Annotated in this window: 9 protein-coding genes; 8 read left to right on the forward strand and 1 reads right to left on the reverse strand. The window is 60.5% G+C overall.

The window, feature by feature from the left end:
* The first annotated feature begins 4 nt into the window (after positions 1-4).
* Together V5E97_RS33630 and V5E97_RS33635 are read left to right on the forward strand one after the other, a co-directional pair.
* Positions 5-1,171, forward strand: coding sequence for a glycosyltransferase family 2 protein (locus V5E97_RS33630; protein ID WP_406695908.1), 1,167 nt, complete (start codon positions 5-7; stop codon positions 1,169-1,171).
* A complete protein-coding gene (locus V5E97_RS33635) occupies positions 1,168-1,914 on the forward strand; it encodes a class I SAM-dependent methyltransferase (protein ID WP_406695909.1) in 747 nt (248 codons plus the stop codon). The genes V5E97_RS33630 and V5E97_RS33635 overlap by 4 nt, the downstream gene beginning before the upstream one ends.
* Positions 1,915-2,239: 325 nt before the next feature.
* Here V5E97_RS33635 and V5E97_RS33640 read toward each other — a convergent pair whose 3' ends face one another.
* On the reverse strand, positions 2,240-6,379 hold the full coding sequence (locus tag V5E97_RS33640; protein ID WP_406695910.1) for a PKD domain-containing protein: 4,140 nt from the start codon (positions 6,377-6,379) through the stop codon (positions 2,240-2,242).
* A 2,871-nt stretch (positions 6,380-9,250) separates the two neighbouring features.
* Here V5E97_RS33640 and V5E97_RS33645 point away from each other — a divergent pair.
* The 6 genes from V5E97_RS33645 (at position 9,251) to V5E97_RS33670 (ending at position 20,313) form a co-directional block, all read left to right on the forward strand.
* Positions 9,251-13,576 (forward strand): tetratricopeptide repeat protein, encoded by a 4,326-nt coding sequence (locus tag V5E97_RS33645; protein WP_406695911.1) that lies wholly within the window; start codon positions 9,251-9,253, stop codon positions 13,574-13,576.
* Positions 13,577-13,846: 270 nt separating this feature from the next.
* A complete protein-coding gene (locus V5E97_RS33650; protein ID WP_406695912.1) occupies positions 13,847-14,716 on the forward strand; it encodes a PEP-CTERM sorting domain-containing protein in 870 nt (289 codons plus the stop codon).
* A 1,465-nt stretch (positions 14,717-16,181) separates the two neighbouring features.
* On the forward strand, positions 16,182-17,297 hold the full coding sequence (locus V5E97_RS33655) for a glycosyltransferase (protein ID WP_406695913.1): 1,116 nt from the start codon (positions 16,182-16,184) through the stop codon (positions 17,295-17,297).
* Between the two features lie 29 nt (positions 17,298-17,326).
* Positions 17,327-17,968, forward strand: a complete 642-nt coding sequence (nusG, locus tag V5E97_RS33660) for a transcription termination/antitermination protein NusG (protein WP_406695914.1) — start codon at positions 17,327-17,329, stop codon at positions 17,966-17,968.
* Between the two features lie 485 nt (positions 17,969-18,453).
* Entirely contained in the window at positions 18,454-19,332 is an 879-nt protein-coding gene (locus V5E97_RS33665; RefSeq protein WP_406695915.1) for a sugar transferase, read from the forward strand.
* 93 nt (positions 19,333-19,425) lie between these two features.
* Positions 19,426-20,313, forward strand: a complete 888-nt coding sequence (locus V5E97_RS33670) for an ABC transporter permease (protein WP_406695916.1) — start codon at positions 19,426-19,428, stop codon at positions 20,311-20,313.
* The last annotated feature ends 9 nt before the right edge of the window (positions 20,314-20,322 follow it).

Here is a 20,322-nt window from a genome sequence, read left to right on the forward strand (position 1 = left end):
GGCTGTGCTTGAAATCACGTTCTGGGCGTGCGTGGCTTGCATCGCCTATCCTTATCTCGTGTATCCTCTGCTCCTGACGGTTTTAGCGAGACGGCGGGGGGACCTTGTTCGCGAACGGGGAGGCGACCGGCCCTCGGTCTCGGTGGTCTTGGCCGCACGCAACGAGGCGGCTTCGATCGGCCGCCGGGTTCGCGAGTTCGCCACCTTGATCGCGTCCACGGGGCTGCGCGGAGAAGTCATCGTGGTCTCCGACGGATCGAGCGACGGCACCGCGGACGCCGCGCGGGCCGCCGGGGGCGAGGTCGTACGGGTCCTCGAGTTGCCAGCCAACGTGGGTAAGGCCGCGGCGCTCAGCGCCGGTTGTGCCGTGGCTTCGCATGACGTCCTGGTTCTGGCCGACGCCCGGCAGACCTGGGCGCCGGACGCCCTGGAACGCCTGTTGGAGAACTTCGTCGATCCCACGGTCGGGGCTGTTGGCGGCCACCTGATTCTGGAGTCGGACGACGGAGTGCTGTCGGGCGTGGGGGTCTACTGGCGGTTCGAAACCTGGTTGCGTCGGACCGAGAGCCGGTTGCACTCGAGCATCGGTCTGACCGGAGCGATCGCCGCTGTCCGCCGCGAGCTGTTCCGGCCCATCCCGCGCGGGACGCTGCTTGACGACGTCTACTGGCCGTTACGGGTGGTCATGCAGGGTTACCGCGTTGTCCACGACGACCGTGCCCTTGCCTATGATCGCCTCCCCGATCGGGTCCGCGACGAGTTTCGCCGAAAGGTTCGGACACTCAGCGGCAATTTCCAACTCCTCGTCCGGCTTCCCGCCGTACTCCTCCCCTGGCGAAATCCGATCTGGTGGCAGCTCGTCTCGCACAAGCTGGCCCGGTTGCTCGTCCCCTGGGCGCTGTTGGGAGCCCTCGGCGCCTCGGCCGTATTGAGGGGACCATTGTACCATCCCCTCTTCCTGCTCCAGGTCGCCGCTTACACGGCCGGCCTGGCCGGAGTGCTCGGGATCGGGACACGCCTCCGGGCGATCTCGGTCACGTCGTCCTTCTTGATTCTCAACGCCGCCGCCTGGATGGCGTTCTGGGTCTGGTTCTCGGGTCGGGCCTCGCAATCGTGGGGTCAGGTGGTGTATGAAGCACCTGGCGCCGGTCCCTTGGAGAATGCGGAATGAGCACCGCACAGATGGACGTGTCCGCCGAGTGGGTTCCCTACCTCCGGCGCTACCGCGATGGCGAGTGGCGGGACCGGATCTTTCGGGATATGGTCGCGGACGATGCCCGACGCATGGGGCGTGGGCCGACAATCCTGGATATCGGTTGTGGCCGTGGGCTCGACGGCAGCGTTCCGCTGCAACAGTCGATCGCCGACCTGGCGGACCATTACATCGGCATCGAGCCGGATCCGGAGATTCCCCTCGCCGATTACTTCGACGAGACCCACCGCGCGCTCTTCGAAAAGGCCTTGATCAGGCCGGGCTCGATCGACCTGGCTTTCGCCGTGATGGTGCTGGAGCACTTGCCCTCTCCCCAGGGTTTCTGGGAGAAGTTGTGGGAGTCGTTGCGCGAAGGGGGCGTTTTCTGGGCCATGACCGTCGACGGCCGTCACCCGTTCGCTCGGGCCTCACGATGGGCCGATCGCCTCCGACTCAAGTCACGGTACCTCAGTTTGCTCCACGGCGAGCGGGGAATCGAGCGGTACGAAGACTATCCCGTTTACTATCGGACGAATACCCCCGCCCAGGTCCGTTGCCATGCCGCCAGGTTCCGGTCTGTCGAGTTTATCAATCTCTCTCGAGTCGGCCAGTGGAACGCCTATCTACCACGACCCCTGCGGCCACTGGCAGACTCCTGGGATCGCCGTGCCATCCGACACGGACGGCCAGGAACCTTGCTGGTGATCCGTGCCGTGAAATGACCGTTCTACACGCGCGAGACCGAGCCAAGTACAAGCGCTGATCGACTTGTGGGCGTTTGTACTTCAAGCGTTCGGAAACGCATGAGACTTAATGGTTTGTAAATACAATGATGTGAGAATCCATAAAAAAAGAAGGGGTGGCTTGGTCGCCACCCCTTCGTCGAACTGGATTGGGAGAGGCCTTCCTTGGCATCCCCTGAGTCGTCGGTTCTGTTTTCGGCGTTCCCAAAGACGCCGGCAATCGCCAGGCGGATCCATCCCGGCTCGTGAGCATCCCTGCTGGGGCACGAGCCGGTGAGGCCTGGACGGAGGCACCACGAAGTGGTTAGCTGCCGAGCACCGGCTGGGTCCGGTACTTCACGTAGTCAAAGCTCCAGCGGTAGCTCTGGTTGAACTGCTTGGCTCCCACGAGCCAGGCCTGGTCGACTCCGCCCGCGAAGATCGCATCGCCACGATCACGGTACGTCGTGTTACCCGTCTGGTGATAGACCCACCCGAACGCCGGGGCGATGAGCAGGTTCAGGTCGGGGGCCGAGTACCGGCCAACCGGGTCATCGTTGGTCGGAGCGTTCGCGTACAAGAACGCACGGTCCGCGGCGACCCAGGTGTTGTTCCAGATCCAATCCAGCGCGGTGCGAACCGCCGGGAGAACCCGACTGTCGCCGGTCTTGTCGTAATAGGCGATCAACGCCTCAGACGTCAGGGCGACCATGAACGGCTTGACGAAGCTGGCCGTCCGAGAGACGGTCCACTGATTCAGGTGACCCAAGGCCTGATTTGCGAGCTGGTCGGTCTTGGCGCGATGCGGTGCACCGAGTGATTCCGCTTCGAGATTGGCCATGAGGCTGTAGGCCACCTCACGACTCAACTCAAAGGAATCGGTCCAGCTCGCCGGGGTGGAGTCGGCCCCGTACATCGACGTCGCCATAGCCAAAACCGCATTGCGGGAGGCGGTGCTGCCGGTGCGACGGTAGTTTTCCGCAAGCCCGTCCGCGAAATTCCAGTAGCCTGGGACGCTGCCGTTGTTCGGCGTCACGTACGAATCACGGTAGATCTTGATGGAGTCATTGACCGCGGTCAGCCACGAGGAGTCCCCCGTGTAGTCGGCGATCTGGTAGAACACCCGAGTCGAGTCGTAGTACGTTCCACCGAGACCATCGATATTCGTTTTCGCGTGGAGTTCAGCGGCCGCTTGGCGACCATAGGTAATCATCTGCGACTGCCACTTGACCAAGGCCTTATCGAAGAGAGCCGACCCGGTTGGGGGCGTCGTCGTTCCTCCGGACGGGGTCACCGTGACCACCGCGGTGGTCGAGGAGCTGACCCCACCATCCTTGTCGGTCACCGTCAAGGTCGCTGTGTACGTTCCCGCTGTTGCGTACACATGGTTCTGGCTCGTCAGGTTTTTCCCACTGACATCGGCCGTTCCATCACCGAACTTCCAGGTGTAGGTGAAACCGGCCGCGGTATCCGTCGAACTCGGATCGGTGGCCGAACCCTTGAGCGTGAGCGTCTGACCCGCCGTGCTCGAGTAGGGGCCGCCCGCCGACGCAGTCGGAACGACGTTGGTGACAGTCACGGTCGTCGATGCGAGCGCGGCGACGCCTGCGGCATCCGTGACGCGGAGCCTGACCTGGTAGGAGCCGTTATCCTGGAAGGTAGAAGAGACGTTCTGCCCGGCCGTTTCGTAGGTGCCGTTGTTGTCCAGGTCCCAGGCGTAGGTGTAGGTCCCGGTTCCACCGGTGGCGGTCGCCCTGAGGGAGGTTGCTGAACCTTCTCGGCCCGTGTACGTCCCGCCCGCGGAGGCGGTCAGTGGTGCAACCGGCGGGGCGATGGTGACGGTGGCGGTGGCGCCTGAACTGATGGCGCTATCCTTGTCGGTCGCGGTGACGACCACCGTATAGGTGCCCGCCGTTGCGTACACATGGCTCGGGCTCGTCAGATTCTTCCCGCTGACCACGGCCGTGCCGTCACCGAAGTTCCAGGTGTAGGTGAGACCAGCCGCGGTGTCGACCGAGCTCGGATCGGTGGCTGAACCCTTGAGCGTGAGCGACTGCCCTGCGGTGCCTGTGTACGGTCCGCCCGCCAACGCGGTCGGAGCGACGTTGGTCACGTTCACGGTCGTTGATGAGAGAGCGGCTACGCCAGCGGAATCCGTGACCCGGAGTCCGACGGTGTATGTGCCGTTATCCTGGTAAGTGGAGGAAACGTTCTGCCCGGCCGTTTCGTAGGTGCCGTTGTTGTCCAGGTCCCAGGCGTAGGTGTAGGCCCCGGTTCCGCCGGTGGCGGTCGCCCTGAGGGAGGTTGCTGAACCTTCTCGGCCCGTGTACGTTCCACCCGTGGAGGCGGTCAGTGGTGCAACCGGCGGGGAGATCGTGATCGAGGTGGAAGCCGCTGAACTGGTCGTATTGTCCTTGTCGGTCGCGGTGACGATCACCGTGTAGGTGCCCGCCGCTGCGAAGACATGGCTCGGGCTCGTCATGCCCAGCCCGCTGACCACGGCCGTGCCGTCACCGAAGTTCCAGGTGTAGGTGAGACCAGCCGCGGTGTCGACCGAGCTCGGATCGGTGGCCGACCCCTTGAGCGTGAGCGACTGACCCGCGGTGCCCGTATACGGTCCGCCCGCCAGAGCGGTCGGAGCGACGTTGGTCACGTTTACGGTCGTTGATGAGAGAGCGGCGACGCCCGCGGAGTCGGTGACGCGGAGTCCGACCTTGTAGGTTCCATTATCCTGGAAGGTGGAAGAGACGTTCTTCCCATTCGTCTCATAGGTGCCGTTGTTGTCGAGGTCCCACGCGTAGGAGTAGGTCCCGGTTCCGCCGGTGGCGGTCGCCCCGAGGGAGGTTGCTGAACCCTCTCGACCCGTGTACGTCCCACCCGCGGAGGCGGTCAGTGGTGGAGTGTCCGGAGGGGCGATGATGACGGTGGCGGTGGCAGAGGCGCCAGGACTGGTGGCATTGTCCTTGTCGGTCGCGGTGACGATCACCGTGTAGGTGCCCGCCGCTGCGTACACATGGCTCGGGCTCGTCAGATTCTTCCCACTGACCACGGCTGTGCCGTCACCGAAGTTCCAGGTGTAGGTGAACCCGGCCGCGGTGTCGACCGAGCTCGGATCGGTGGCCGATCCCTTGAGTGTGAGCGACTGACCCGCCGTGCCTTCGTAGGGTCCGCCCGCCAACGCGGTCGGAGCGACGTTGGTCACGTTCACGGTCGTTGATGAGAGAGCGGCGACGCCTGCGGAATCCGTGACGCGGAGTCCGACCTTGTAGGAGCCGTTATCCTGGAATGTGGAGGAGACGTTCTGCCCGGCCGTTTCGTAGGTGCCGTTGTTGTCCAGGTCCCAGGCGTAGGTGTAGGTCCCGGTTCCGCCGGTGGCGGTCGCCCTGAGGGAGGTTGCTGAACCTTCTTGGCCCGTGTACGTCCCGCCCGCGGAGGCGGTCAGTGGTGAGGAAGTCGGCGGTGCGATCGTGACGGTGGCGGTGGCAACAGAGCTGGTGGCTTTGTCTTTGTCGGTTGCAGTGACGATCACCGTGTAGGTGCCCGCCGCTGCGAAGACATGGCTCGGGCTCGTCAGATTCTTTCCGCTGACTTGCGCGGTATTGTCGCCGAAGTTCCAGGTGTAGGTGAGACCAGCCGCGGTGTCGACCGAACTCGGATCGGTGGCTGAACCCTTGAGCGTGAGCGACTGCCCTGCGGTGCCTGTGTACGGTCCGCCCGCCAATGCGGTCGGAGCGACGTTGGTCACGTTCACGGTCGTTGATGAGAGCGCGGCGACGCCTGCGGAGTCGGTGACCCGGAGTCCGACCTTGTATGAGCCGTTATCCTGGAAGGTGGAAGAGACGTTCTTCCCCATCGTCTCATAGGTGCCGTTGTTGTCCAGGTCCCAGGCGTAGGTGTAGGTCCCGGTTCCGCCGGTAGCGGTCGCTCTGAGGGAGGTTGCTGAACCTTCTCGGCCCGTGTACGTCCCACCCGCGGAGGCGGTCACCGGCGAAGTGGATGGCCGTGCGATGGTGACGGTGCCGGTGGCGACGGAACTGGTCGCCCTGTTTTGGTCCGTCGCAGTGACAAGGACCGTGTAGGTTCCCGCCGCTGCGTACACGTGGCTTGGGCTCGACAGATTCTTCCCGCTGACTTGCGCCGTGCCGTCGCCGAAGTTCCAGGTGTAGGTGAGCCCGGCCGCGGTGTCCGCCGGATTCGGGTCGGTGGCCGAGCCTTTGAGCGTGAGCGACTGGCCCACTGTGCCTGCGTAAGGACCTCCCGCGAATGCGGTCGGAGCGACGTTGGCCCCTCTCGAAGTGATTGATGAACGGATCGTACCGAGATCGAATGAGTACGAAGTGATCCCCGTGGCCATCAACTGCCGTTCTTCCAGGGACTCAACCCGCAATCGGATTTTGGCTCGTGAGGCTCTCTGGACCTTGCTTTTTCGCGATTGCAGGAAAGTCCGCCAAGACGGGTTCATCATCCAAACATCCTCGCGTTGCGAATCAAGACGGGTTAAGCATTGCTTCGAGCCGAGGAAAGCTTCCCCGAGTCCAGAAGCGATACTGTGATGCAGCCGGGGTCCGAACCCAGGACTCCACCAGGGAGCACGGGGGCGCGACTCAGAGACGCAGTTGAGTTGTCGTGGACCAGGCTGATGAAACTAAGGGAGCAGCAATCTCAGACGGGCGTCTCTACCGTTTGGTTGGAACTTGAGTTCAGTGGTTCGAACTCGCGTTCGGCGAGCGAGCAGTGAGCAATGCTTTTCGATTGTGGATCGAGTCCGCCGGGTACTCGAGGCTCGCTTCAGCCTGTGAGCAGGAGCCTTGGCTCAAGGCACACGGGTTGACAGCAACACGTGGTCCTCTTGCCTTCACGAACTTTCCTCCATGAAACAGGATGTGATGATTCTCGACGACTTGTGTCGTGAATCATCTCCGGTTGAGGGCCGCACTCGTCCGGAATTCTCATCCGGAGAGAACGACGACGGTTGACCTGATTAATTCAAAGGAATAACGAGCTAAGATTAGCCGTTATGCTCAAATGCGGAATAGCATTTTTATTAAGAAAGCGGGCAAGCCAGGTTCGTTCCGTCATGTCCTGGAAGTCCGAGTTGGAGAAGTATAAGATTGTCCTATCCAGAAAGTCAATACTTTTCAGATAGGCAAAAGTAATTTCATTAACGATGTTGGTCAGCCATGGCCCATGCTTCAGGCCCAATGTCGTCCAACGATCGGAGCTTGCTTGCTGAAGGTGTTCTGGTTCTAACCGCGAGGGGCCGCATCCTGGAGCATTGGCCGGGATTCCGGGCCTCAAAAATATTTATCGATTGTTTTGCATGTCCTCCCTTAAGGCGGAGCAAGCAATTGCACGATTGAAATCGGTCATCGGCGTTGCCCAAGGGGGGGGCTTATGGTTGAAGTCAACGCCCTTTCCCATCGCTCTTCTCTCACTCGGCCGACGAAGCGTTCTACCGATCCGCACGAGAGGAAGCGAAGGCTGTCCGATCTCAGGCTCAAATCACTCCTGCGTACTATGGTGAATCGACAGTCCGACAGCGATTCTCCGATGGATGCAGCCGGCAACCGGCCCAGCATCGTGGGTCGAATCGTGAAATCGGGGCCGTTGGTTCGGGTTGTGGCGCTGGTCAGGAATGACCTAGCTCCAAGATGAGTTCGCGGTCCGAGCAAAGCGAACTGCGAACGCGATACTCATACCATAGTCTACAAATTAGTGTGAGTACAGATCACTCCGCAATTTTGAGTACAATAGATTAGATTACAATGGATGCGTCACAAAATTAGTGTTTCGAATAATTCTCTTATCTACGGTCTCTTGGTGAGTGCTGGAATGGCCTTTGTAAGTTAAGTGGGTCGTTCGTCGTTCGGCTGAACGTGTTGGCAGGATTGGTCTTATGTGGACGGCCGCAGGGGTCGAGCGGCTCTCAGGTGCTCCGAGGCGAACTGGCTTCGGCTGACGTCTTTCTTGACGCGATGGGCTCTGGACTCGTCGAAAAGTAGGGCTCCGGCCGTGCCTCAGAGAGCGGATTCGACCTCATTTAGAGCAGAATCGCAGGTCGCCGTCGAGAGCGACATGTTCGCATGCAACGATGAACGGCCAATCAAACTGTTTTGCACTGATGCTGTTTCGTGAATGCCTGAGACTCAGTTCGGGTTGCATCGAGAAGGTGGATGAAGCCGTCGCTTAGGCCTCAAATGCCGAGTAACGGCCTTCAGGATGGAGTTGCGTCTGAACCCAGCAACCCCACCCCTACGTGTGAGTTGATTTCCGCAATGAGCCTTAGTTAGGTCGATTGGAAGTTGGCCGTCGCCTTGGCAGCGAGCGACCTTGAGTAATTCGGACGAGCCAAGAGGATGAGTTCGAGAATGCAGCCCCTCGGAGCCTGCTTGCAAGGAACGATCTTCGGCGGTTGCTCGGTCTCGAGTATTGTCGTCTTGCATGCATGATGTCCTCGGTGGATCTGGTGGATTCGCCGAGGGTGTCGCCTGCGATCCTGTCAGCCGGAAACTCCCAATGCATGCGCGCACGGAGTTAACGAGACTTGTCCGCTGCACGGGTGCTCGATCGAACGATCGGCCCCATCAGATTCAACTCCGCTTGTCTCGCGGGTGGAACTGATGACGTTGGGAATTGACAACCACCGACTCAAGCCGGTTGGCCAACTCCGGAGGTCGTCGAGGGGCTGCAGCTCGCGGCGGATTTTGCACTTTGGCGGTTGATCGATGAGTGACACGCTCCCCCCTCCTCCCCCTAGTTTCATCCCTCGCAGGGCTAAACATAAGAGGCTGGGCGTGGGCCGGGCTGGCATGGAACGTCGCATCGAGTCGGAAACAAAAAAACCGGACTCCTCGGCTACCACGCTTTGATACTATGCAAACAGGATGAGAGTATGCGCAGATGACAAATGTATGCTCGGCGGTCGAGTTGGTATTTGGGTGCAGTCGCAAGCATAGGGGATCTGGTGATTCTCCGCTCGAGCGGAGAATCCTCTGGAATTCCACTTCCGATTATTTCATAGTAGGAAATCGAGGTGTGTCATGGATGTCACGTAACGAAGATTGAGAAAATTCAATATAAGCGGATAGGTCTGAAGAGCGAGACGGTGAGGCTGAGAAGCCCGTCGGGCCCGATGAAGGGACTGGAAAGCACGGGCCGATGAAAATCAGCACGCGACCCGATGTGGGGCCGCACGGTGGCGATGGCCTCCGCCCAGCCATGCTGTACGCACGATTTCGTGCTACGGGCTGCTCGGAGTGGGACCGCTTGTCGCTTCGCCGGTGATTGTTCCTGGCCAGATTGGCCGGTGGAAGATCGCTGGAGGATATTGCATATCATGAAACGCAGGATAAATCTTAAGTTCCTGCTCGGTATGGTCATTGGCTGTGCCTTACTGGGCGGTGGAACGCACCTGGTGCATGGCTTTCTGGAACAACGCAACGTCGGAGGCCTGCTCAAGCAGGCAGACCGGGCCGAACGTAACGGCGACCGTGCTGGGACTGAGAAGTACCTGGGACGCTACCTGGCCTTTCGGCCCAATGATGGCGAGGCTTTGGCTCGGTATGGCCTGACGCTCGCCGATGGCGCCACCTCGGGACGAGTCCAACTGCAGGCTCTGCAGGTCCTGGAACGGGCTCTCGCGCACACTTCGAATCGCGACAAGATCCGCCGCCGCATCGCGGTACTGGCGATGTCGCCGGAGGTCGGGAAGTTTAAGGAAGCCAAGGAGCATCTTGTCACCCTGCTTCTCAAACCATCGCCAGGCAGTGGCACGGAGCCGGAGGAAGGCCTCCGCCTGGAAGCGTTGTTGCTCGAGTTCGGTCGTCAGGATCTTCAGAAAGGGCCGTCCCCGGCACTCGAACAACTGCTGGGGCGCCCTGAAGCAGAGATGATGGACCTGCTTGGCCGTTGCCTCGAAGAGCAAGCTCGAACAGGGCGACGCGATGAGGCGGACAACTGCTATCGAAAAGCCTCAGCCTGCTACCGTCTCGCCCTGGCGCAGGCTCCGGATCGGATTGACGTCTACGTCCGGCTGGCCGCGCTTCTGAGGGGTCCGATCGGCGAGCCGGCTCAGGCCGATCGAGTCATGGACGCGGGCGAGATCGTTGACGGCCTCGTCGCCAAGAACTCTCATTCGTATCGCGCGTACCTGGCGCGTGCGCAGTATCGCAGAGAGTTTGGCTTGCCGGGCAGTGCGGAGGACGTGGCGCGATCGCAGCAACTGGCTCCCGAGGAGGCTGATGTCATTGTGGCCGCCGGGGAAATCACCCGGGAGAAAGGCCAATTCGAGGAGGCGCGGAAGCTCCTCGGGAAAGGGATGGAACTTTATCCGCAAGATGTGCGGATGTATCAGGGAATCGCCGAAATCGAGACTCAGGCCGGTCGGCCCGACGAGGCCGTGGTGATCTTGCGCCGGGGTGATAAGGCATTGCCCGACCAGAAAAACTTGCAATGGAATCTGGCCGACCGGTTGATCAACGCAGGGAAGCCGGAGGCGAAAACCGTCATCGCCAGGCTGCGCAAGCAGGCGGAGATTTTCCAGCCGGCGGTCGACTATCTCGAGGCACGTTTGCTGCTGAACGAAGGGGAGTGGGCCGAAGCCCTCCGTCGCCTGGAAAAAGCCCGGGCGCTGATGGCGAATGTGCCCGACCTGAAAAGTCTGACCGCGCAGGCCGACCTCCTGCTCGCTCGCTGCTACGAGCAATTGGGTAACCCCGAGCAACAACTGGCCGCTAGCCGACGTGCTCTGACTCTCGAGCCTAGATTAGTGCGTGCCCACCTCTCGCAGGCCTCCGCCTTGTTGACGCTGGGCCGGGCCGACGAGGCGCTCGAGGAATTCCGCAAGGTCGCTCCCGAGGCTCCTGAGGCCAGGATCGAGGTGGCGCGGCTGCTGCTCGCCCGGAACCTCCGGTTGCCGGAGGGGCAACGTCGCTGGTCGGAGGTCGACAAGGCTCTGGGCGAGGCGGAGCACGCCGTGGCGGATCTTGCCGAAGTGACCCTCCTCCGCGCTGAGGCTCTCGCGGCCCGGGGGCAATTCGATCAAGCCCGCGAACGGCTCCAGCAGGCTCGGAAGTCGCAGCCAAATCGGGTCGAGCTCTGGGTCGCCTTGGCCAAACTGGCCGGGCGCCAGGGCAAGCCGGAGGCCCTCCTGACCGCCCTGGACGAGGCAGAGAAGCAGCTCGGCGATCGAGTCGAGCTCCGACTGGCCCGCGCCAACTACTGGGGGCAACGCGGCGGTGAGGGAGCCCGCGAGGCTCTGGAACCACTGGCGGCGAACCTCGACAGGTTCTCCGAGCTGGACCGCGTTCGCGTCGAGGATGGGCTGGCCGATGCGTTCGCTCAACTCGGTGACGTGCGTCGGGCCGAGCAACTCTGGACCGACGTGGCCGAGCGACGGCCCAATGACCCACGCGCCGCGATCCGATTGTTCGGCCTGGCCCTTCAAGTCGGAGACCAGGCGGATCATGCAACCTTGGCTCGTGCTGTCGAGCGTCTCCGTCACATCGAAGGCGAGGACGGGGTGCTCTGGCGCGTTGGTGAGGCGACGCTCCTGATTCGGCAGGCCCGCCAGGGCGACTTGAAGCGGCTCGATCAGGCCCGCCTGCTGCTTGCCGAGGCGGCTAAGCGACGGCCGGAGTGGTCGCAGGTGCCTCTGCTCGAGGCCGCGATCGCGGAGCAGGAAGGGAGCCCGGAGCGGGCTATCGAGGCCTTCATGCGGGCGATCGATCGTGGTGCGAGGCAGGCCCTGGTCATCCGTCGTACGGTCGAGCTTCTGAACGATCAGCGCCGCTTCGCCGAGGCCGATCGCGTCATCCAGAAGTTGCTCGATCAGGGACCCGCGGTCGGAATCTTGGGACAGTTGGCCGCCGAGAAAGCGCTGCGGCACCGCGATCGAACGAAGTCTCTGGAACTGGCGAGCCGAGCGGTCTCGCCCCAATCACGCGATTACCGGGATCACCTCTGGCTCGGTCAGACCTACTGGTCGGCCGGGGAAAAGGCGAAGGCCGAGGCCGCGCTGCGCCGCGCCTTGGAACTGGGGGAATCCGTCCCCGAAACCTGGATCGCCTGGGTCGAATATCTCTCCAGGACCGGCCAGAAAGCGAAGGCTGAAGCGGCGATCCCGCAGGCGCAGCGCAAGCTCCCACCGGATCGTGCTCCGCTGGCTCTGGCGCTCTGCTACACGGCGACAGGCCAGCTCGATCGGGCCGAGGAGCTGTATCAGACCACCCTGGCCGCCCGGCCCAATGACCCGGCGACTCTGCGCGTTGTGGCAGATTTCTACCTTCGGACCGGCCAGCAGGCGAAGGCCGATCCGTATTTGAAGAAACTTCTCGATGCTCGGATTCGAGCACCCGAGTCACTGGTCACCTGGGCAAGGCGTAAGCGTGCGTTCGGCCTGATGCTCCAGGGCGGCTACCGACAGATCCAGGAGGGGCTGGCACTCATCGAACGCAACCTCCAAGGTCGGGATGATGTCGAAGACCAGCGGGCCAAGGCCCTTCTTCTTGCGAAGAAACCGGGTGGCCTACGTCTCGCAATCCGAACGCTCGAGGACCTGGAACGTCGTCAACCCTCAACACCCGACGAGACCTTCGTCCTGGCCCAACTCTGCGAATCCAGCGGCGATTGGGCCCGTGCTCGTTCCTTGATGCTCAGTCTGCTGTCAGCCGACGGCGAAAACCCGCTCTATCTGGCCTCCTTCACGCGGAGCCTCCTGCGGCATAGCCAGCACGATGATGCGCAAACCTGGCTCGACCGGCTTGCGAAGGTCATGCCCGATCACCCCCAGGTCATCGAGTTGAAAGCTCGCTTGTTCGTCGCTCGGAATCAGGGGAATGATGCGGTTACTCTGATCAAGGCCTACGTTAAAGATAAGGAAGAATATTTGACGCTGTTCGCGGCGTTGCTGGAAGAATTGAGCCAACCCAGCGCAGCCGAGTCATTGTTCCGCGATGCCGTCAAACGTTCCAGAAAACCCGAAACGACCCTCGTGCTTGCGGAATACCTTGCTCGTTCTGGGCGAGTCTCCGAGGCGCTCGACCTCTGTGATCGGGCCTGGACGACATGCGATCCCGAGGCGGTCGGCCACTCCAGCCTTCGCGCGGTGTATGCGGCCAAGGCTAGTCACGATCAGATCAGACGCGTTGGCGGCCGGCTCGAAGCGGCGGTCCGGACGAATCCAGATTCGATCGGGCTCCAGTTCGATCTCGCGAACCTCTATAGCTATCAGGGAAATTACAGGGACGCTGTGTCGCTCTATCGACGAATCTCTGAGCGGAACAAGGTCAACGACGGCCCATTGAACAATCTTGCCTGGCTTCTCGCGGTGGCCGAAGGCAAGGGAGCGGAGGCACTCGCCGTCATTGGCCAGGCCATCGCCTTGGCGGGGCCGACGCCGGAACTGCTGGATACCAGAGCCGTCGCTCATCTCGTCATGGATCGGAATGACCTGGCGATTAAGGACCTGGAAGCCGCTATCTCGGTAAGCCCTTCGCCAGAAATGTACCTGCACTTAGCCCAGGCTCGCTTTCTGGCGAAAGACCGTGCGGGCGCCGACACGGCGATTCGGGAAGCGAAGACTTCGGGGCTCCAGGTCGACACACTCCATCCGCTCGAACGCAAGGCCTACGACCAACTGCTCGCCGACTTGAGCCGGCAGTAACCCCTTCTTCCCCGATGCGTTTCGGGTGATTCCCTGTACTTTTCAAGGAGAGGAGACGCCGCGGAAATACTTGTCATGGCCAGCACTAGGTTACATCAGTATTGATGTAAATGGCTCGATTGATCTCATCGCTCGAGACCCACAACCGCTGGACGGGCTCTCGCACTCGGTGGTTTATCCGAGGGCATCGCGCTTCCTCGCCGACACCAGCACAACTAGAGAACCCGTCCCCGCTTCAGTCACCTTTTCAAGGGAACAGGAGCATTTGGAATGACTCGAACTTACGTCAAAGGACTCGCGGTCATCGCCGCATTCCTGGCGCTGACCTCTCCGATCGCGCCAGCGTCAACGATTCTCAATTTGACGGAGGCAGGAAACAATGCGAACGAAACGGCCGCAATCGGCGGTAACTTTATCGTTCAGCAGACCACCCTCTCGAATGGTACGGGGGTTCTTGACTCCTTCGTGCGACTTCGAGCTGAAGGCAGAAACACGAGCGAGCAAGGCTATAACACGGACTTTCGTCCCCTTCAGTTCGACGAGAAATCGTCCCCGGCATACACCCATTCGCTGCTCCTGAGTGATGTGCCGATCGTAAACGTTGGAGGCACCGATTATCGCCAATTCGTGCTGGATATCAACGAAAAGCACGGCGAGACGAGGAGTCTCCTGTCGCTCAACCAAGTGCAGATTTTCTTGCGAGATTTTGGAGATCTCGGCGGGGCCTTCGTCCAGTCGGCGGCAACGAGCACGACTCCGCCCGTGATCGCGTTCGTAGACCCATTCTCGAGCGAGGTTTTCAGGCTCAACAACAACAACTCGAGCTTCTTTGAGATTCAACTCAACGCGGCGCTCAATTCGAGAACAAACCCGGGCGACATGTTCCTCTACGTTGCGGACGCCGCATTCCAGACCGTTGTCGGTACGAACCCGGACCGACAGTATGTCTATCTCTATTCGCAATTCGGCTCGCCGCCGGGCGCCTACGCGACCAATGGGAAATACGAGGAGTGGGCCATCCTCAAGAATTCTCCCAACCCTGTCCCCGAACCCTCCACGGTAGCTCTCGCTCTTACCGGACTCGGCACCCTCGGGGTCGCGGGTCTGCGTCGCCGTCGGTCGTGCCCCGTCTCGGCTTGATCGGCTCGGTTTGACCTCGCGCTGGACAGACCCCTCGGGCCACGCGCCGGAGGGACGAGTTAACTCGCCCCGGGTTGACCTGAGAACCAGGTCAATCCGGGGCTTTGTTTTGCCCGCACGTGCGGAATCGCGACTCTTCAGACTGCTCCATCGGCCACATCAAGGAGCCGGTATCCGATCGGCTAGGACTGTGGCCGAGTCATCAACGGGATTTTGGGTCATTAACGATTCCCAAACGGCTCGAGCGGAGACGCTGAGGCCCGCCGCTGGTCGTCCCAACCCCAGGCCGTAGTTCTCTGACCAGAACGTCTGTCGCGATCGCTGGAGCACCGCAATGTGTCGAGAATACCTCGCCAGGAAATCCATTGCCACGGCCTGAGGTTCGACATAATTGACACCTGGTCTCAATTTGAGGACGATTGAATCAGAGTTCGCAAAGCTTGATCGTGAATACGTAATTGATTGACGTGAGAAATGTGGGAATATTGATTTGGTCTGCTCGGTTCGGTCATGGTGCATTGGAGGAAATAATAGGCCGAGACAAGCCTTTTATGGATAAAATAAGAAGGTGTCATGCCAGGGTTTGCGACATAATAACGTATGTGCGTAGAGCCTAATAGCGAACTCACCATTTTCGGTTGTAAATTTTTCAGAAGCTGCAATATCGTTTAGTGCAGAGAGAACGTCGGGAAGCAATCCCAGTTTGGTTCAAGACCGTCGATGATCGACGGCTCTGTGACGCGACGATTTGCGTCTTGAAATTGAACGATAGGCCGGCTCGCTGATCATCACACTCACCGTCTTGGTTGCACAGGCATCAGCCTGAAGCCCACGGTTGAGGGTTGACGGTCGCACACATCTCGACGGTGCATTTGCACCTCCGTTGAGGTGGGCCGTGGTTCCTAATCGTCTGGCATGCGATCGAATATTGAGGTTGCCTATGCAACCCATCGGCCAAGGGTACGCACCGAACTATTCCAGTGGGTCAAGTACTGCACCCCATGGGCAGAAGGTATGCGCTGGATTTCGCTCATCATCGAGCGTTCGTCGGGGAGTCATCATTTGGAGGTTGAGGGGGGCGTTTCAAGAGCAGGGTTTGGAGAGCCAGCCTCGGATTCCGTCAGCGTGGCGGAACGGCCCGGCGATCGAATCATGGCGTGGTGGGTTCACCTTTGAATTAAGTGTCACAGTCGCCTTTGATTTGGCGGTGACGTTCAGCCAACCAAAGTTGTGTGTGGACCTCGAAGCGTGATTCCTTCGCCTGGAACTTGGGCGTGCCAGGCGCTCCGAACTGCACTCGAAGATTCAGGAGGTCCAGACGATGGTTTTTGCCCTCTCCGGGATCTCGGACCCTGTGAAGCGAATCGCGTGGACTCTTGTCGGACCGCCAAAATCACGAGGTCGAGGTTTGGACTCAGAAGCTCAGGGGATTCAGGGACCCAAGTCCAATTCGCTGAGGAACGAAGTGCGGAAGCCGAAAATCGTGCATCTCCTTGAGGCCTCTTCGGTGATGAGGGCCGAGACACTGGTGAATCTCTTGATGCGGCGATTTGCCGACAAATACCAGTTTACTAGCATCTGCATCGGCACTCCCAGTGCCCCGCTTGAGGAGTTCGCCCTCGGCGGCCATCCCGTCTATTTCCTTGAACGCAAACTCGGCCTGGATTGGCGATGCTCGCGTCGATTGGCTTGCCTGCTTCAACGCGAGAGAGCCGACCTGGTGCACGCTCATCAGTCCGCGGCTTTATTCTTTGGGTTATTCGCAAGGCTGCAGTATATGAACCCAGCGGTCTTGTGCACGGACCATGATCGGCCACATCCCGACTACCCGTCGCCGAGACGAGCGTCGATCAACCGGATGCTTCTCGAGAGTCGTGATCGGGTGGTCGCGGCGAGCCGGTCAGTACGGCAGGCCTTGATCTTGAATGAGGGACTTCTCCCCGAACAGGTGGGCGTGGTTTACAACGGAGTCGCCAACTCGGAGATCCAGAACGTCGGGGACGCTCAACTGATCCGGCATCAACTTGGTGTCGGTGCGGATACGTTCTTGATCCTTCAGGTGGCTCCGTTCGAACTCTGCCAGAACCAGAGCCTTGCCATCCAGGCAATGGAACAAGCGGTCCGTGAGCTTCCCGCAGTCCGCCTGGTCCTTGTGGGAGCCGGTCCGGAGCTAGAGACGATCCGCACGATGGTTTCTCGGAGCCGTCTCGAGCCTTATGTGACCTTTCTTGGAGCTCGGTCCGATACCAGCACGCTCCTGCGGGCCGCAGACCTGGTGCTTTCGACGAGCATTGGCAAGGCCGATACCTCGGTCTTGATCCAGGCTCTCGCAGGAGGCTGCCCGGTGGTGGCAACGCGCGAGGGCGCAGTCGCCGAGATCGTCGAGGACCGCGTTTGTGGCTTTCTGGTCAGCCCGGGCGATTACGGAGCGCTGGCCGAAATGATCGTGCGACTCGGCTCGAGTCCTCGACTTCGCGAGCAATTCGCGCTCCAGGGGCGGATGCGGGCAGCCAGGATGTTCTCTGAACAAGAGACGTCGGATTGCTACGCTGCGATTTATCAAACGATGTTGGTGCCTTGACGGATTCCCTGTCACAGGAGGAGCGAGCGATGCCCATTTTGCCTGCAGAGCCGGAGATGTACCCCGACACGCTCTGGGACAGTGAATGGCTCGGAGCCGAGGAGGATCATCGATGGTGGTGTTTGCACACGAAACCGCGTCAGGAGAAAATGCTCGCTCGTGTTCTCCGGGCCCGAGGTGTTGCGCACTACCTGCCCAAGGTGACCCAGGAGTCCCGGACGCCGGGCGGCCGCAAGATCGAGTCCACAATTCCACTCTTTCCGGGCTATCTGTTTCTCTACGGTGACGATCACGATCGCGCTGAGGCAATCCAGGGAAATCATCTCGCGAATATGCTCGAGATTTGGGATCAAGAGGCACTCGAGCGCGATCTCCGCGGAGTCCATCGCATGCTCAGCTCAGGGATGGCGATCACAGCCGAGCCAAACCTCCAGGTCGGGGATCTCGTCCGGATTTTGACCGGTCCACTTCGGGGACTCATCGGAACCATCACACGTCGCAACGGTCGGGACAAGTTAGTGGCCGTTGTCCATTTCCTCGGCCGAGGGGCGGCGATCGACCTCCAGGACTGGCAGGTCGAGCCGGTCAGTGACAGCACGGAGCTCTTCACCGGTCAAGTCCGCATTGCCGAGCGAACAATGAGTGCCCGGTTCGTATCCTCGGCCTCCTGACGTGGGCCGAACTGTCGTCGCGTGGCTCGACGCTTCAAGTGAGTTGAAGATCGAGAGGACCGCACTTCATGGAAGAGAGAGTAATGAACGGAAGTCGGATCCTGGATCGGGTTCTTACGCAGTAGGCCCTGCGGATCAACGACGACTCGGTCATTTCGACGTTGGTGCTCGCAATCGCCGTCATACAGTTGAATCAACCTCGGCTCATGGTTGCAGTCGGTTGACTCGTAAGACCGCGAGCCGCATTCCCTGAGCCATGGCTGTCGTGCGCGACTCGATGCTCGCGGCGTTCGGATCCTCGACGCCGTAAACGAGGGAACTTTCCCGATTGTCGATGGTGCCGATTGGCATGCCCCCTTCATGCCTGGGGTCTCACAGGTGGACACATTGGCAATCTAATAGGATCTGACGCTGGCGAACCAGCGCAATGCATGCCGCACATTATGGGACACCGATGTCCTTCTGTCCACGAAGGAAATTGATCCATGATCGCTGCCAAGATAACCAACGCCCGTACGACCGACCCGAATCAGGCTGCCGACAACCCGGAGAGCTCCGAGCTCATTCTTCGGGTGGCTCGGACCAAAGTCGTCGTCGACTTTCTCACAGCACTGTTGCTCATGATTCCGGCCGCTCCTCTCATACTCGTGACAATGGTCCTCGTCAGGCTGACGTCGAAGGGACCGGTGATTTACACCCAGATTCGACTTGGCCATGGGGGCCGGCCTTTTACCATCTTCAAGATCAGGACGATGCATAATAACAGTGAACTGGCCACCGGCCCTTGCTGGTCGAGTGTTGACGATCCGAGGATCACACCACTTGGTCGGTTCCTCCGTCGCACCCACCTCGACGAGCTTCCTCAACTCGTGAATGTCTTGCGTGGCGAGATGAGTTTGGTGGGTCCGAGACCGGAGCGGCCCGAATTCGTCGGCCAACTCGAAGTCGTCTTGCCGCGTTACCGGGAGCGTCTCGCGGTGCGTCCAGGCGTGACGGGGCTCGCACAGATTCACTTGCCGCCGGACACCGATCTCTCGAGCGTCCGCCGCAAATTAACCTGCGACTTGCATTATATCGAGCAAATGAATCTCTGGCTGGACCTGCGTGTCACGGCATGCACCGCGCTCGGCTTGCTCGGGATTCCTCACGCCACCTCATCCAAGTATCTTTGTTTGCCGAAACTGAACGACTACAGCTGGACCCCAGCCGTGTGCAAACAAGTTGAGCGGACAACGTCCGCGAGGAATGGGCGGAGCATGGAGAGCCACGCCGTTCCGCTTGGATATGCGGTCAGGCTCAGCCGGTCGGAAAAGGTCATTCCGGCCTTCAAGACTCTCGATCAGACTCCTCACAGTGGCCATTGAGAGATCGTTTTCAAGGTGTCTGGGGCCGCGTGAATAGCCTCGCGGCGGTCGCGTGGCTCGAAGTCTCCCCGAGATTCAGCGAATCGACAAATTATGAGCCAAACAATTGAAGTCCCTGTCATCACGGCACCGGTAAGCGAAGTTTCCAACCAGGCACAGAGCCCGGTCGCCGTGATCCTGCCACATCAGAAGTGGCGAGTCCTTGATTTTAGCGAGATCTGGGCTTTCCGAGAACTCTTCGCATTCCTCTGCTGGCGGGATGTGAAAGTCCGTTACAAGCAGACGGTCCTCGGCGGGGCATGGGCCATCCTTCAGCCGCTGATGACGATGGTCGTCTTCAGCATCTTTTTCGCGAGGCTGGCGAACGTTTCCACGGGCGGAATTCCATATCCGCTGTTCGCGTTCGCCGGCCTCCTCCCCTGGACCTACTTTGCAAATGCGATCGCCGCCGCCGGACAGAGCGTGGTTGGCAATGAGCGGCTGATTACGAAAGTCTACTTCCCAAGACTCCTCATTCCGCTTTCCTCGGTGGGAGCCGGGCTCGTTGATTTCGCGGTGGCGAGCGGCATGCTTGGGGTGCTGGTGCTCTATTACGGCATCTATCCCTCGATGTCGTTGCTGCTGTTCCCGGTCATGGTATTTGGCCTTGCCGTGGCGGCGGCAGGCATCGGTTCCCTGTTGGCAGCCTTGAACGTGGCCTACCGAGATTTCCGCTACGTCATTCCGTTCTTAGTGCAGCTCTGGATGTTCGCCACCCCCACCGTCTACATGGATTCCACTTCGATGGTGTCCGGCGTCTGGTCCTGGCTCATGCCACTGAATCCCGCCTATGGACTGATTGCCAACTTCCGTGCCGTCGTTCTCGGGGGCACGCTCGATCCTTATTCCCTGGTGATCTCCCTGGCGGTCTCCGCGGCGATGTTCGCCGTGGGAACACTTTACTTTCGTCGCGTCGAACGCGGTTTCGCCGACATTATCTAGCACCGAGAC

Source organism: Singulisphaera photorubra (assembly GCF_045290345.1).
Classification (GTDB): Bacteria; Planctomycetota; Planctomycetia; order Isosphaerales; family Isosphaeraceae; genus Singulisphaera.

What these genes read in the sequence shown, in the direction of transcription:
- V5E97_RS33635 (WP_406695909.1), top strand. Translation starts at nt 1,168, where the DNA reads ATGAGCACCGCACAGATGGACGTGTCCGCCGAGTGGGTTCCCTACCTC.
- V5E97_RS33640 (WP_406695910.1), bottom strand. Translation starts at nt 6,379, where the DNA reads ATGATGAACCCGTCTTGGCGGACTTTCCTGCAATCGCGAAAAAGCAAG.
- V5E97_RS33645 (WP_406695911.1), top strand. Translation starts at nt 9,251, where the DNA reads ATGAAACGCAGGATAAATCTTAAGTTCCTGCTCGGTATGGTCATTGGC.
- V5E97_RS33650 (WP_406695912.1), top strand. Translation starts at nt 13,847, where the DNA reads ATGACTCGAACTTACGTCAAAGGACTCGCGGTCATCGCCGCATTCCTG.
- nusG (WP_406695914.1), top strand. Translation starts at nt 17,327, where the DNA reads ATGCCCATTTTGCCTGCAGAGCCGGAGATGTACCCCGACACGCTCTGG.
- V5E97_RS33665 (WP_406695915.1), top strand. Translation starts at nt 18,454, where the DNA reads ATGATCGCTGCCAAGATAACCAACGCCCGTACGACCGACCCGAATCAG.
- V5E97_RS33670 (WP_406695916.1), top strand. Translation starts at nt 19,426, where the DNA reads ATGAGCCAAACAATTGAAGTCCCTGTCATCACGGCACCGGTAAGCGAA.